This is a genomic window from Variovorax sp. 54, assembly GCF_002754375.1.
Classification (GTDB): Bacteria; Pseudomonadota; Gammaproteobacteria; order Burkholderiales; family Burkholderiaceae_C; genus Variovorax.
The window spans coordinates 5,008,629-5,022,616 of record NZ_PEFF01000001.1 but is presented as its reverse complement, the minus strand read 5'-3'; the positions used below and the strand labels follow the sequence as shown (position 1 = coordinate 5,022,616).

General features: G+C 68.8%; 13 protein-coding genes. 5 read left to right on the top strand and 8 right to left on the bottom strand.

The window, feature by feature from the left end; translation table 11 throughout:
- Position 1: 1 nt before the first annotated feature.
- Positions 2 to 1,000, bottom strand: coding sequence for an ABC transporter substrate-binding protein (locus CLU95_RS23040; RefSeq protein ID WP_099795739.1), 999 nt, complete (start codon positions 998 to 1,000; stop codon positions 2 to 4).
- Between the two features lie 147 nt (positions 1,001 to 1,147).
- On the opposite strand from CLU95_RS23040, the gene CLU95_RS23035 reads away from it, so the two are divergent.
- The 4 genes from CLU95_RS23035 to CLU95_RS23020 are packed head-to-tail and all read left to right on the top strand — an operon-like array spanning position 1,148 to position 5,581.
- Positions 1,148 to 2,380, top strand: coding sequence for an acyl-CoA dehydrogenase family protein (locus CLU95_RS23035; RefSeq protein ID WP_099795738.1), 1,233 nt, complete (start codon positions 1,148 to 1,150; stop codon positions 2,378 to 2,380).
- Positions 2,377 to 3,348, top strand: coding sequence for an ABC transporter substrate-binding protein (locus CLU95_RS23030; protein ID WP_099795737.1), 972 nt, complete (start codon positions 2,377 to 2,379; stop codon positions 3,346 to 3,348). Before CLU95_RS23035 ends, CLU95_RS23030 begins: the two co-directional genes overlap by 4 nt.
- Positions 3,345 to 3,944 carry a cysteine dioxygenase gene (locus CLU95_RS23025; protein ID WP_099795736.1) on the top strand — a complete coding sequence of 200 codons (600 nt, stop codon included), beginning with the start codon at positions 3,345 to 3,347 and terminating at the stop codon, positions 3,942 to 3,944. The genes CLU95_RS23030 and CLU95_RS23025 overlap by 4 nt, the downstream gene beginning before the upstream one ends.
- Positions 3,941 to 5,581 (top strand): rhodanese-related sulfurtransferase, encoded by a 1,641-nt coding sequence (locus CLU95_RS23020; protein ID WP_099795735.1) that lies wholly within the window; start codon positions 3,941 to 3,943, stop codon positions 5,579 to 5,581. Before CLU95_RS23025 ends, CLU95_RS23020 begins: the two co-directional genes overlap by 4 nt.
- Before the next feature lie 43 nt (positions 5,582 to 5,624).
- Here the strand turns inward: CLU95_RS23020 and CLU95_RS23015 are convergent, their stop codons facing one another.
- From CLU95_RS23015 to CLU95_RS22985, 7 genes are all read right to left on the bottom strand, one after another.
- The gene (locus CLU95_RS23015) at positions 5,625 to 5,978 is read right to left on the bottom strand and encodes a hypothetical protein (protein ID WP_099795734.1); all 354 of its coding nucleotides are present in this window, start codon (positions 5,976 to 5,978) and stop codon (positions 5,625 to 5,627) included.
- Positions 5,975 to 6,625 carry a hypothetical protein gene (locus CLU95_RS23010; RefSeq protein ID WP_143606039.1) on the bottom strand — a complete coding sequence of 217 codons (651 nt, stop codon included), beginning with the start codon at positions 6,623 to 6,625 and terminating at the stop codon, positions 5,975 to 5,977. Before CLU95_RS23010 ends, CLU95_RS23015 begins: the two co-directional genes overlap by 4 nt.
- Before the next feature lie 182 nt (positions 6,626 to 6,807).
- A complete protein-coding gene (locus tag CLU95_RS23005) occupies positions 6,808 to 8,283 on the bottom strand; it encodes a DEAD/DEAH box helicase (protein ID WP_099795732.1) in 1,476 nt (491 codons plus the stop codon).
- 130 nt (positions 8,284 to 8,413) lie between these two features.
- Positions 8,414 to 9,298, bottom strand: a complete 885-nt coding sequence (gene ypfJ / locus CLU95_RS23000) for a KPN_02809 family neutral zinc metallopeptidase (RefSeq protein WP_099795731.1) — start codon at positions 9,296 to 9,298, stop codon at positions 8,414 to 8,416.
- A 122-nt stretch (positions 9,299 to 9,420) separates the two neighbouring features.
- On the bottom strand, positions 9,421 to 9,987 hold the full coding sequence (gene dcd, locus CLU95_RS22995) for a dCTP deaminase (protein WP_099795730.1): 567 nt from the start codon (positions 9,985 to 9,987) through the stop codon (positions 9,421 to 9,423).
- 80 nt (positions 9,988 to 10,067) lie between these two features.
- Positions 10,068 to 11,354: a guanine deaminase gene (guaD, locus tag CLU95_RS22990; protein ID WP_095744216.1), complete on the bottom strand. Its 1,287-nt coding sequence runs from the start codon at positions 11,352 to 11,354 to the stop codon at positions 10,068 to 10,070.
- Between the two features lie 105 nt (positions 11,355 to 11,459).
- The gene (locus CLU95_RS22985) at positions 11,460 to 12,584 is read right to left on the bottom strand and encodes a BMP family ABC transporter substrate-binding protein (RefSeq protein WP_099795729.1); all 1,125 of its coding nucleotides are present in this window, start codon (positions 12,582 to 12,584) and stop codon (positions 11,460 to 11,462) included.
- A gap of 168 nt (positions 12,585 to 12,752) precedes the next feature.
- Between CLU95_RS22985 and CLU95_RS22980 the strand changes: the two genes are divergently transcribed.
- Positions 12,753 to 13,988, top strand: a complete 1,236-nt coding sequence (locus CLU95_RS22980; RefSeq protein ID WP_099795728.1) for an MFS transporter — start codon at positions 12,753 to 12,755, stop codon at positions 13,986 to 13,988.

The following is a 13,988-nucleotide window of genomic DNA, read 5'->3' as shown; positions in this document are numbered from 1 at the left end:
GTCAGGCGGCGGGCAGCCGCAGCAGGTTTTCGAAGCGGCGGTCCCACAGCGGCTTCACGTCGGCGGGGCCGTCGAGCACGCCGATCTTCTGGAAGGTGTCGGCCACGTCCTGGTGGCTGCGCACCACGGCGTCGGTGACGGGGCCGAGGCTGTAGTCGCCGCTGCGGCCGTTGAACAGCTCGACGATGTCCCCCACGGGCACGCGCGTCTCGGCCGACTGCGCGCGGGCGTAGGCCAGGAAGTTGCCGTTGATCCAGGCGAACGCGCGTTGCAGGCGCTGCAGCAGGTCGCCCAGCGCCGCGCGGCGCAGCGTGTCGTCGAGCGCGCGCGGGTTGGCATAGATGGGGAAGTTGCCCGACAGATAACCCACGCCGGTCTTGAGCGTGCGCGCGCCGTACTGGGTGCGCGCGAGCTGGCCGTTGTAGCCGTAGATGGCCCAGGCATCGAGGTCGCCGCGCGCAAAGGCCGAGAGGCCGTCGGCCGGCGTGAGGCTCACGGGCTGGATGTCGGCGAACGACAGCCCCGCCTCGGCCAGTTGCTTGGCCAGGTAGTAGTGCGAGGTGGTGGCGCGCACGTAGCCCACGCGCTTCCCCTTGAGGTCGGCGATGCTGCGGATGGCCGAGTCCTTGCGCGCCAGCGTGGCCTGGTTGTTGAGGTCTTCGTGCGTCACGGCCACGAGCCGCACGCTCGACTTCTGCCGCGCCGCGAACACCGGCGGGATCTCGCTGCCCGAGCCCAGGTCGAGCGCATCGCCGTTGATGGCCTCGATGTGCAGCACGCCGTTGTTGAGCTCGCGCCAGTCGATCTTGTAGGGCGTGTCGGCCTGGCCCGAGGCCGTGAGCAGCGGGCGCCACAGGCCCTTGTAGGTGCCCACGCGCAGCGTCACGCCGGAGAGGTCACGCGACGGCGTGGCGGCCTGCGCCACGCCCGAAGCAGCCACGCCCCATGCGGCGGCGGCCTGCAGCAGGCGGCGGCGGTCCAGCGGGAAATCGGGTGTCATGCCTTGTGTTCTTTCTTCTTCACTCACGCTCGAGGAGAAGCGAGACCGTACCGAGACGGGCCCTGAAAACGAACGCAGAAAAACGAATTTGGATATGCGCGATGCATCCTTCGCGCGCTGGCAGCGGGCCTTTACCGTGCGGGCACCATGAGTGCACTCCCCTTGCGCCGCGCGCCGGCCGTTCCCGAAACAGACACCCCGCCCTCCGTCGATCCCGCCGTGCTGGCCCGCTTGTCGGCGCAGTTCGCGTCCACGGCGGCCGACCACGACCGCAGCGGCGCCTTTCCGCGGCAGAACTTCGAGGCGTTGCAGGCGCACGGGCTCCTCGGCCTCGTCGCACCTGCCGCGTACGGCGGCGGCGCAGCCACACTGGCCACGGCGCGTCGCGTGATCGCGGCGGTGGCGCGCGGCGAGCCCGCCACCGCGCTGATCCTCACCATGACCTACCTGCAGCACCAAGCGCTCGCACGCCGCGAGAGCCGCTGGCCCGCGCACCTGCGCGAGCGCGTGGCACGCGATGCGGTGACGCACGGCGCGCTCATCAACGCACTGCGCGTAGAGCCCGCGCTGGGCTCACCGGCGCGCGGCGGCCTGCCCGGCACCGTGGCGCGGCGCACGCCCGAGGGCTGGCGCATCGACGGCCACAAGCTCTACACGACGGGCATCGAGGGCCTGTCGTGGCTCGCGGTCTGGGCCCGCACCGACGAGGCCGCGCCGCGCACCGGCGTGTTCCTGGTGCCGCGCCATGCGCTCGGCATCCGCGTGATCGCGAGCTGGGACCACCTGGGCCTGCGCGCCTCGGGCAGCCACGAGGTGGTGTTCGAAGACGTCGCCATTGCCGCCGACCACGCCGTCGACCTGCGCGCGCCCGCCGACTGGGCACCCGGCGCCGGCAGCCAGACCGACATCGACGCCCATGCGGCGCAGCAGGCCTGGATGGTCGTGCTGCTGGGCAGCCTCTACGACGCCGTGGCACGCGCCGCGCGCGACTGGCTGGTCGACTTCTTGAACCGGCGTGCGCCCGGCAGCCTCGGCGCGCCGCTGGCCAGCCTGCCGCGTGTGCAGGAGCAGGTGGGCGAGATCGAGGCGCTGCTGCGCACCAACCGCGTGCTGCTCGACGACGCAGCCGCCGCGGTCGACAGCGGCCACACGCCGCCCGCCGCCGACAGCGGCCTGCTCAAGCACACCGTGACCACGCACGCCATCCGCGTGGTCGAGCTGGCGCTGCAGCTGAGCGGCAACCATGGCCTCACACGCCAGAACCCGCTCGAACGCTACTATCGCGACGTGCTGTGCAGCCGCATTCACACCCCGCAGAACGACGCGATTCTGGTCGCGGCGGGTCAGCGTGCGTTGCAGGCATCGGGAGGTGCCGCATGAGCGCGCTGCAACTCTCCCGCCGCGCCTGGCTCGCGCAAGGCGCCGCGTTGTCGCTGGCCGTGGCCGGCCCGCTGCGCGCGATGGCGCAACCCAAGGCCACGCTGGTGCTCGGCGACCAGGCCGGCGGCCTGCGTTCGCTGTTCGAGGCCTCCAAGGCCCTCGACGACGCGCCCTTTGCCTACCGCTGGGCCAACTTCCAGGGTGCCGCGCCGCTGTTCGAGGCGCAGCGCAGTGCCGCCGTCGACACCGCGATGGCCGGCGACCTGCCCGTGCTCGCAGCGGCCGTCGGCAAGACACCGTTGAAGATCGTCGCCACGCGCGTCGGCAAGGCCGAGTCGCTGGGCCTCGTGGTGCAGCCCGACTCGCCGCTGCGCAGCGTGGCCGACCTGCGCGGCAAGACGGTGATCGTCTCGTCGGCGCGCGGCAGCATCTCGCAGTACCAGCTCTACGGCGCGCTCGAAGAGGCCGGCGTGCGGCGCGACGAGGTCACGGTGAAGTTCGTGCTGCCCACCGACGCGGCCGCCGCGTTCGCCTCGAAGCAGATCGACGCCTGGGCCATCTTCGACCCCTACTACGCGATCGCGCTGCAGCAGGGCGGGCGCATCCTGCGCGACGGGCGCGGCATCAACACGGCGCTGGGCTTCATCACCGCGAGCGAGCATTCGCTGGCCGACGCGGTCAAGCGCGAGGCCATCGTGCAGTTTCTCGACCGGCTCGCGCGTGCGGGCGATTGGGCGCTGGCCAACCCCGAGGCCTACGCGCAGGCCTACAGCCAGCTCACGCGGCTGCCGATCGCGTCGGCACGCCTCATCACGGCGCGCGCCTCGGTGGCGGGGCGTCCGGTGAGCGAAGCGGACATCACCGCGCTGCAGACCGTGGCCGACCGCTCGGCGCGCGACGGTATCCTTCCGGTGCGCGTGGACGTGCGCGCCATTACCGACACCCAACTCTGGAAACGCCCCGCATGATTGCTCCGCTGCGCGATTTCGTCGGCGCCTTCGGCCGGTTGCTCGACAGCCAACCCGACGAGCCGCGCATCCTGTCCGAAGGCGGCGCGCTGCTGCGCACGCTGGTGGCGCGCGACGACTGGCTGCCCGACGCCTTCGCCGTGGCCGACCCGACCTACTACCAGCAGTTTCTGCTGCACGCCGACAGCACCGAGCGCTTCTCGGTCGTGAGCTTCGTCTGGGGACCGGGCCAGGCCACGCCGATCCACGACCACACGGTGTGGGGCCTCATCGGCATGCTGCGCGGCGCCGAATACAGCCAGCCCTACGCGCTCGACGCCGGGGGCACCGCCCGGCCGCAAGGCGCGCCGGTGCGGCTCGATGCGGGCCATGTCGAAGCCGTGTCGCCCACCGTGGGTGACCTGCACCGCGTGCACAACGCGCACGCCGACCGGGTGTCGATCAGCATCCATGTGTACGGCGCCAACATCGGCGCCGTGCGTCGCCACACCTATCCGGCCGAAGGCGGGCGCAAGCCCTTCGTCTCCGGCTACTCCAACACGCTGTTGCCCAACCTGTGGGACCGCTCCGCCGAACTCCGAAACACTGCCGCATGACGACGACCGCCACCACTGACTCCTTTCCCCTGTTGCCCTTCGCCACGCTGCGCGAACGGCTGATCGCGCGCGAAGAGACCGCGCTGCTCGATGTGCGCGAGGAAGACCCGTTTGCACAGGAGCACCCGCTGTGGGCCGCCAACCTGCCGCTGTCGCGCATCGAGATCGAAGCGTGGCGACGCATTCCGCGGCGCGACACCTTCATCGTGCTGTACGGTGCGCACGACGGTGTCGATCTCGCGCCCCTCGCGGCACGCACCTTCGCCGCGCTCGGCTACACGAACGTGCACCTGCTCGACGGCGGCCTCGAAGGCTGGCGCGCGGCGGGCGGCGAGCTGTTCCGCGACGTCAACGTGCCAAGCAAGTCCTTCGGTGAACTGGTCGAGCACGAGCGGCACACGCCGTCGCTGTCGGCGCCCGAGGTGAAGGCGCTCATCGACAGCCGCGCCGACCTGGTCGTGCTCGACGCGCGCCGCTTCGACGAATACCAGACCATGAGCATCCCTTCAGCCACCAGCGTGCCCGGCGCGGAGCTGGTGCTGCGCGTGCGCGAGCTCGCGCCCGACCCGGCCACGCGCGTGATCGTGAACTGCGCGGGCCGCACGCGCAGCATCATCGGCACGCAGTCGCTCGTGAATGCGGGCATCCCAAACCCGGTGGCAGCCCTGCGCAACGGCACCATCGGCTGGAAGCTCGCGGGCCAGGTGCTCGACCACGGCGCGGGCCGGCAGGCGCCGACCGCCGTGTCTGAGGTGAACCACGCGCAGGCGCAGGCCGACGCGCGCCGCGTGGCCGACGCCGCGGGCGTGCGCCGCATCGCCCTCGACGCACTCGACACGCTCGAGGCCCCGGGCCGCACCGTGTACCGCTTCGACGTGCGCACGCCCGAGGAATACACGGCCGGTCACCTGCCCGGCTTCGCGAGCGCGCCCGGCGGGCAGCTCGTGCAGGAAACCGACCACCAGGTGCCGGTGCGCGGCGCACGCATCGTGCTGGCCGACGACGACGGCGTGCGCGCATCGATGAGCGCGTCATGGCTCGCGCAGATGGGCTGGGAGGTGTACGTGCCCGATGTGGTGCCGCCGACCGCCGCGCTCAGCGAAGCCGGCACGCCGACGTCGGCCTACCCGCCCGTCACCGTCACGGTCATCGAGATCGCGCCCGAGGCGCTGGCCGAGTTGCTGAAGCAGCAACCCACCACCGCTGTGATCGACGTGACCACGAGCGCCAACTACGTGAAGCGCCACATTCCCGGCGCCTGGTACGCAATCCGCGCGCAGCTCGCGCAGGCGATCGACCACAAGGCCATCCCGTCCGCGCCGCGCTACGTGCTGACCTGCGGCAGCAGCCTGCTCGCGCGCTACGCCGCCGCGGACCTGCGCGCCCTGCTCGATGCACGCGGCCAGCGCGATGTGGAAGTGCAGGTGCTCACGGGCGGCAACACTGCCTGGTTCGCCGCCGGGCTGCCGGCCGAGACCGGCGAGACCCGCCTGGCCACCGCCCGCACCGACCGCTACCGCCGGCCCTACGAAGGCACCGACGCACCCGTCGAGGCCATGCAGGGCTACCTGGACTGGGAGTACGGGCTGGTGGCGCAGCTGGGGCGCGACGGCACGCATCACTTTCGCGTGGCCTGAGCGCAGCGCCACGCCGCGAGCAAGCAACGCGCGCGGTCCGGGCTCAGGCCATGGCCGCCAACAGGGCCTGCCCGGCGCCTTCCAACTCTTCGGACAGAACGGTTTCGGCGACGAAGACCTCCGCCTCACCGACGATCATGGTCTGGGTCGCATCGAACAGATCGCTGACCACCGCTTCGGGCTGGACACCGCGGGGGAGGTCGAAGATGCCGTTTCCGGCAATGCTCTGGATCACCTGTTCGCGCCCACTCTGCATGGCAAGCGCCAGCGACTGCACGCAGAGCTCGCTGAGGTCCGGCTGTTCTGCAAGGAAGCGGAACGGATATTCGATGCCGGTGTTCGTCACCCGCGCGACCCATCGCCCGCCGCCGATGTACACAATCAGAAGATCGTTCATGACTTGCCTTGCGTGTAGTCGCCGAGGGTAATGGTCAGGTCGAGCGCGGTGTGCCACGACTGCGCGCGACCGGTCGCGGTCAGGCCTGCGATATGGCCGTCGGCGAAGAACACCCGAGGGTCCGACGGCTCGGACCCGGACTTGGCCCAATGGGGATCGCCACCGGGGTTGTTGTCCCAGCACACTTCCCAGTGCGGACGCGGGCCCATGCCGAAGACCTGCACCGGTGCAACGATCCGGGCACCGAATCGCACCGGAATCTCGGGGCTGTACCAGGTCACGTAGGCGTTGTTGGCGCCTTCGGCGATCCACGAGAACGCGATCTGGCAGATGTCGAGCGACTCCATGCCCGAACGGGCCTTGAGCACCGTCCCCGGCGACGACGTGATGCTCCCGAGTGCGAAGTCCTTGGTGTAGCCGGTGACGTCGCGCCTGAACTCGTACTTCGAGTAGTTGATGAAGGTGATCTTGATCTCGCCGCTGTCGACGGCCGCGGCCCTGGGTAGCAATTGCGCACTCGAAACGATGTCGGGAATCGCGTGGTGCGACGAACTCATGCCTGTCATGGGATGCCCCTCCTCCTGCGTGCAATCGGCCGGTGCGATGGCGGCGAACGGGCATGCGCTGGCCTTGGCAAGCAAGCGCATGCATCTCACCGATCCGGGCTCGCGGCCGACGAACGCCCCCGGAAATCAGGGACAAGGATAGGCAGCCCCCGGCGTCTCACAATCCCCGAAAACAAGTACGTCGGGTCATCCGGAGCGGGCCGAGCAGAAAGCAAAAAACCGGGCAATGCCCGGTTTTTTCTTTCACTGCGCGAGCCCCCGGTTCAACCCGGTTCGGCCGCCTTGAACAGTGCTGCGACCTTGCGCTTGCTCTTGATGTTGCTCGAGATGCCGCGTGCGGGCGTGGCCTTGGCCGACGCTTCCCAAGCCGGGGCGGCTTCGCGCTCGCCCGATTCGTAGGGCTTGTCGAAGAACGGATCGCGCGGCGCGGACGGCGCACGGTGCGGGCGTCCGCCAGCGCTGCCGCTCATGCTGCGGCGGGGCTCCACGTCGCGGCGTTCGCGCGGCTGGTCGAGCGCGTCGCGTGCGTCGCCGGCTTCGCCTTCTTCACGCCAGTGGCGACGTCCGTCGTTGATGCGACCGCGCGGACGGTCTTCTTCGAACTCGACGGGTTCGAGCTCGATCTTCTTCTTGATCAGCTTCTCGATGTCGGCCACCAGGCGCGCATCGTTGCCGCCGCTGGCGAAGCTCACGGCCAGGCCCGAAGCGCCGGCACGGCCCGTGCGGCCGATGCGGTGCACGTAGTCTTCGGCGTTGAACGGAATGTCGAAGTTGAAGACGGCCGGCACGTCCTTGATGTCGAGGCCGCGGGCCGCAACGTCGGTGCACACCAGCAGGTCGACTTCGCCGGCCTTGAACGAGGCGAGCGCCTTCAGGCGTTCGTCCTGGCTCTTGTCGCCGTGCAGTGCGGTGGTACGCAGACCGTCGCGCTCCAGCGAGCGTGCGAGGCGCGCGCAGCCGAGCTTGCTGTTGACGAACACGAAGGCCTGCGTAATGCCACGCTGCTTGACGATCTGCTTGAGCGCACGGCGCTTGTCGTCGTCAGAGACGCTGTAGAAGTGCTGTTCGACGGTGGAGGCCGTTTCGTTCGGCCGCGCCACTTCGATGGTGACCGGGTTCTGCAGGTAGCTGCTGGCCAGCCGCTTGATCTCGGGCGAGAAGGTGGCCGAGAACAGCAGCGTGGTGCGCTGCTTGGGCAGGTAGCTCAGGATGCGCTGCAGGTCGGGCAGGAAGCCGATGTCCAGCATGCGGTCGGCCTCGTCGAGCACGACGTATTCGACCTGGTTGAGCACCGCGTTCTTGGCTTCGATGTGATCGAGCAGGCGGCCCGGCGTGGCCACGAGCACTTCGACGCCCTTCTTCAGCTCCAGCGTCTGCGGCTTCATGTCTATGCCGCCGAACACCACCGTGCTGCGCAGGTTGGTGTACTTGGCGTACAGCTTGACCTGTTGCGCGACCTGGTCGGCCAGTTCACGCGTGGGCAGCAGCACCAGCGCGCGCACCGGATGCCGCGCGGGCGAGGTGGAGGCGTTTTCGTGCTTGAGCATGCGCTGCAGCAAGGGCAGCGAAAACGCCGCCGTCTTGCCGGTGCCGGTCTGCGCGGCGCCCATCACGTCCTGGCCTGAAAGCACCACCGGAATGGCCTCTGCCTGGATGGGCGTCATGGTCTCGTAGCCCATTTCGGCCACGGCGCGGGCCAGCGGTTCTGCCAGCGAAAGATTGGAGAAGGACATTGTCATTGAGCCTTCTATTGTCGCATTGCCGCAAAAAACGGCAGTGACAACGAAACGACAACGTCCGCAAAGCTCGAATTGCTATTTATTCAATAGCAAAAACCCCAATGAATCCGGGGCTCTCGGGGCACAATCTTTACAGGTTGCGCGTGTTGAAGGTGTCGCAGGACTTCATTTCACCCGTCTGATAGCCCGTGCCGAACCAGCGTTGGCGCTGTGCACTGGAGCCGTGGGTGAAGCTGTCGGGCACCACCGCACGGCCTGCGGAACGCTGCAAAGCGTCGTCGCCGATCTTCTGGGCGGCGTTCATGGCGGCCTCGATGTCGCCCGGGTCGAGCCACATCTTCGACTCCTGCGAATGGTGTGCCCACACGCCCGCGAAGCAGTCGGCCTGCAGCTCGACGCGCACGCTCATCGCGTTGTTCTGCGACTCGCTCAGGCGCCCGCGCATGCCGTCGACCTTGGCGGTGATGCCGAGCTCGTCCTGCACGTGATGGCCCACCTCGTGCGCGATGACGTACGCCTGCGCAAACTCGCCCGGCGCGCCGAGCTGGTTCTTGAGGGTGTCGTAGAACGACAGGTCGATGTAGACCTTCTTGTCGCCCGGGCAGTAGAACGGCCCCATGGCCGATTGACCGGTGCCGCAGGCCGTGGGCGTGGCGCCGCGGAACAGCACGAGCCGGGGCGCCTGGTAGTTGCCGCCGCTCTTGCGGAAGAGATCGGTCCAGACCACCTCGGTGTTCTTCAGCACCGTGGAAACGAAGGCCGCCTCGCGGTCGCCGGTGGGCGGCTTGGGCGCCGGGCCCTGCTGTTGTTGCACCTGCACCGGGTCGCCACCGCCGCTGAGCAGGCCCAGCACGGTGAGCGGGTTGATGCCGAAGATCCAGCCCGCGATGAGCGCGACCGCGATGGTGCCGATGCCGATGCCGCGCCCACCGATGAAGCCACCGCCTCCGCCGCCACCCCCGCCGTCGCGGCGGTCTTCGACGTTATCGGATTGTTCGTTGCCTTCCCATCTCATCGCAGTCTCCTTACCGGCTTGCTGAACGGAGTTTTTGCCGGAACGTCGCAGGATGGTACTTGGCCTGACGACCGATCACGTAACCGGCGGTCAGGACGCGCGCATCAGTGCGTCATTGCGCGTCAGGTCTTGGGCAGCGTGACGCCGCGCTGGCCCTGGTACTTGCCGCCGCGGTCCTTGTAGCTGGTTTCGCAGACCTCGTCGCTCTCGAAGAACAGCACCTGCGCGCAGCCCTCGCCCGCGTAGATCTTGGCCGGCAGCGGCGTGGTGTTGCTGAACTCGAGCGTCACGTAGCCTTCCCATTCGGGCTCGAACGGGGTCACGTTGACGATGATGCCGCAGCGCGCGTAGGTGCTCTTGCCCAGGCAGATGGTGAGCACGTTGCGCGGGATGCGGAAGTACTCCACCGTGCGTGCCAGCGCGAAGCTGTTCGGCGGAATGATGCAGTAGTCGCCGTGCATGTCGACGAAGCTCTTCTCGTCGAAGTTCTTCGGGTCGACCACGGTGCTGTGGATGTTGGTGAAGACCTTGAATTCAGGCGCGCACCGGATGTCGTAGCCGTAGCTCGAGGTGCCGTAGCTGATGATCTTGTGGCCGTTGTTCTCGCGCACCTGGCCCGGTTCGAAGGGGTCGATCATTCCTTCGTTTTCGGCCATGCGCCGGATCCATTTGTCGCTCTTGATGCTCATATGCGCTCGCTGATGCTGCTGCGGGGGAATCGGGGCCGAATTGTGGCATGGGCGCCCTGCGCGCCCTCCCCCGGCGCAGATCAGCCCGCCTGCGAAATCACCGTGCGCTCGACCAGCCGGTCGTCGCCCAGCACGATCATCGCGAACAGCAGCTCTTCGAGGTTGTTGGCCAGCGAGGTCTTGCGCGCCAGCAGCGGCGTGGCGGACGGGTTCAGCACCAGGAAGTCGGCCTCGCAGCCCGGCTGCAGGTTGCCGACCACGCCATCGAGCCCCAGCGAACGCGCGGCGCCGCCGGTGTGGTGCCACCACAGCCGCGAGGGCGCGATGCTCAGGCCGGTCTTGGTCTGGCCCTCGCGGCCCACGTAATACGCGGCCAGCATGGTGTGGAAGGGGCTGAAGCTGGTGCCGCCGCCCACGTCACTGGCCAGGCCGTACGGTTGCTCGAGGCGGTCGGCCGCACCGAAGTCGAAGAAGCCGCTGCCCAGGAACAGGTTGCTCGTGGGGCTCACGGCGGCGGCCGTCTTCGTTTCGTGCATGAGCGCACGGTCGGTGTCGTCCAGGTAGATGCAGTGGGCGTACACGGCGCGTTCGCGCAGCAGGCCGAAGTCGGCGTACACGTCGAGGTAGGAGCGCGACTTCGGGTACAGCTCGCGCGCCCACTTCACCTCGTCGCGGTTTTCGGCCACGTGCGACTGGATCCAGGTGTCGCCGTACTTTGCGGCCAGCTCGCCGGCACCGCGCATCTGCGCGTCGGTGCTGGTGGGCGCAAAGCGCGGCGTGATGGCGTAGCCCAGGCGGTCGACGTTGTGCCACTTGCGGATCAGCGCCTCGGTGTCGACCAGGCTCTGCTCGGTGTCGTCGCGCACGCCGTCGGGCGAGTTGCGGTCTTGCAGCACCTTGCCGGTGATCATGCGCAGTTGGCGGCGCTGCGCACTCTCGAAGAAGGCATCGACCGAGGCGACGTGCGAGGTCGCGAAGGTCAGCGAGGTGGTCACGCCGTTGCGCAGCAGCTCGTCAAAGAACACGTCGGCCACCACGCGCGAATGCGCCGGATCGGCAAACTTGCTCTCGGCCGGGAAGGTGTAGTTCTCGAGCCAGGGCAGCAGGCCGGCGGCGGGCGCGCCGATGATGTCGGTCTGCGGGTAATGCACGTGCATGTCCACGAAGCCCGGCGCCAGGATGCGGCCCGGCAGGTGGGTGGTGTGGGCGCCGGCATGGCGCTGCGACACGTCGGCATGGCTGCCGGCGTCGAGCACGCGCTGGCGGCCGGTGCTGTCGGGGGCGACGACCAGCAGGCCGTCTTCATCGAAGACAGGCAGGCCGGCGGCGTCGAATCGCAGGAGGGAGGCGCGGTAGGCTTTTTTCATCGTGGATTCGGAGGGTAATCCAGCCCCGGACGGCGGGAATTGCCCTGCGCGTATGAGTGCTATACGCGGAACGCACTCTTCAGACGCAAGGCAAAGGGGCGGCGCTCAGCGGCTCACCCGCCCCTGCACGCCCTCGGCCAGCCAGTTCATCTGCAGGATCTGCTCGTCGGTCAACTGCGCGCCCTTGGCGATCGCGACGCGGCCTTCGTTGTCGCGCACATCGCCTGCCACTGCTCGGAACGGCTGCAGCTTGCCCACCGCGATGTCCTGCTGGCGCGCCAGCACCTCCTGCTGCACGGCCTTGGGCACCTTCGTGCCGAAGTCGCCGACGCGGATCATTCCTTCCTTCACGCCGCCCCAGAGGTTGCCGCTCTTCCAGGTGCCGTCGAGCACCGCCTTCGCGCGCTGCGTGTAGTAGCCGCCCCACTGGTGCGTGACGGCGACGATCTGCGCGTCGGGCGCAATCTTGCGCATGTCGGAGTGGTAGGCCACGGCCATCTTGCCGCGCTCCTGCGCGGCGGCCATCACAGCGGTGGAGCCCGTGTGGAAGGCGAGCACGTCGGCGTTCTGGTTGAACAGCGCCATCGCCGCGTCGCGCTCCTTCGGCGGATCGAACCACTCGTTGAGCCACACCACGATCACCTTGGCCTTCGGGTTCACCGAGCGCATGCCGAGCGTGAAGGCGTTGATGCCTTGCAGCACCTCGGGAATCGGAAAGCCTGCCACGTAGCCGGCCACGTTCGTCTTCGTCATGCGTCCGGCTGCGATGCCCGCGAGGTAGCGGCCTTCGTAATAGCGCGCGTTGGCGGTCGCCACATTGGGCGCCGTCTTGTAGCCGGTGATCGACTCGAACTTCACGCCCGGAAAGTCCTTCGCGACCTTCAGCGTCGGCTCCATGTAGCCGAAGCTGGGCGTGAAGATCAGCTGGCTGCCTTGCTGCGCAAGGTCGCGGATCACGCGCTCGGCGTCGGCGCCCTCGGGCACGTTCTCGACGAAGGTGGTGTTCACGCGACCGCCCAGCGCCGCCTCGACGGCCTTGCGGCCCTCTTCATGCTGGCGCACCCAGCCGGCATCGGTGACCGGCGTGACGTAGACAAAGCCGATCTTCAGCGCGTCCTTGGCCAGGGGTGGCTTCGGCGGCGCGGTCTGTGAAAAGGCGGGGGACAAGAAACAGAAAAAACAGGCGGTCACCCACGCCAGAACGGCGCGGCCCGCGAGGTTTTTGTACATGGTGGTCCTCTACATGGCCCCGGTCGAACAAGAAACCCGCAGCCGGCCGGGACGCCCGGCTGCGGGGGGCGAATTTTAGTCCGCGGCGATCCGTCGGGTGGCGCGATGGGGCCCGCCGCGAATCGGCAGTGCGGCTTTCGCTCCCCGCGCCACACAATCGATTCCCCCATGACGAACCTGATCACCCCCGCCAGCCACGCGCACTGGCAACGCAACCTCGCCGTCTGCATGTTCGGCTCCTTCACCACCATCGTGGCGATGACGCTGCTGCTGCCGTTCCTGCCGCTGTACGTCGAGCAGTTGGGCGTGAAGGACCATGCGGCCATCGTGCAGTGGTCGGGCGCGGCCTACGGGGCCACCTTCTTCAGCGCGGCGCTGGTGGCGCCGCTGTGGGGGCGCCTGGCCGACCGCTATGGCCGCAAGCCGATGCTGATTCGCGCGAGCCTGGGCATGGCGGTGGCGATGGCGCTCATCGGCATGGCGGGCAACGTGTGGCAGCTCGTGGGCCTGCGGCTGCTCGCGGGCCTGCTGGGCGGCTATGCCTCGGGCTCGATGGTGCTGGTCGCCACGCAGACGCCGAAGGACCGCACCGGCTGGGCGCTGGGCACGATGTCGTCGGCCATCATGGCCGGCAACCTCGTGGGCCCGCTGGTGGGGGGCGTGCTGCCGCCGCTGATCGGCATCCGCGCGACCTTCTTCGCGGCGGGCGCGATGATCTTCGTGGCCTTTCTCGCGACTGCTTTCCTGATCCGCGAGGAGAAGAAAGCGCCCACCACCGCAAAGCAGCACGGCGCCGCCGACACCGGCTGGGCCGCCATCCCCGACAAGCGCCCGCTGGTCGCGATGCTCTTCACCGGCATGCTGCTGATGCTGGCCAACATGTCGATCGAGCCGATCATCACGGTCTACGTTGCCACGCTGGTCGAAGACCCGCAGCGCGTGACGATGATGGCCGGCCTCGTGATGTCGGCCGCCGCGCTCGGCAGCATCCTCTCGGCCTCGCGGCTGGGCAAGCTGGCCGACCGCGTGGGGCACTGGAACGTGATCGTCGGGTGCCTGGCGGTGTCGGCGCTGCTGCTGATTCCGCAGGCCTTCGTCACGTCGGGCTGGCAGCTGGTGGTGCTGCGTTTCCTGATGGGGCTGTCGCTCGGCGGGCTGCTGCCGTGCATCGCGAGCGTGATCCGCCACAACGTGCCCGAGCGCGTGGCCGGCAACATGCTCGGCTACTCGACCTCGGCGCAGTACACGGGCCAGGTGGCGGGCCCGCTGCTCGGCGGCTTCGTGGGCGGGCACATCGGCATGCGCGCCGTGTTCCTCGGCACCTGCGTGCTCATGGCCGCAGGCGCCGGGTGGAACTGGCTCGCGCAGCGAGCCGCGTCCCGTACGTCGTCCACTACTCGCTGA